General features: G+C 54.6%; 1 protein-coding gene. It reads right to left on the reverse strand.

Features of this window, described 5'->3' with window-relative positions; genetic code table 11:
* A partial coding sequence (locus ACTG7L_RS10805; protein WP_439328539.1) for a hypothetical protein occupies positions 1-328 on the reverse strand: 328 nt, incomplete at both ends.

Here is a 328-nt window from a genome sequence, read left to right on the forward strand (position 1 = left end):
GAAGAACTTGCCGCTGAGGCTGAACTATCTGCTGCAGACGCAGAGGAGCTTGCTGCGGACGCTGAACTATCTGCTGCACTTGCTGAAGAACTTGCTGCTGACGCTGAACTGTCTGCTGCACTTGCTGAAGAACTTGCCGCTGACGCTGAACTGTCTGCGGCACTTGCTGAAGAACTGGCCGCTGACGCTGAACTGTCTGCTGCACTTGCTGAAGAACTTGCCGCTGATGCGGAGCTATCTGCTGCACTTGCTGAAGAGCTTGCTGCTGAAGCTGAACTATCTGCCGCACTTGCTGAAGAACTTGCTGCTGAAGCTGAACTGTCTGCTG

The organism is Lonepinella sp. BR2357 (genome assembly GCF_051851525.1).
GTDB lineage: Bacteria > Pseudomonadota > Gammaproteobacteria > Enterobacterales > Pasteurellaceae > Lonepinella.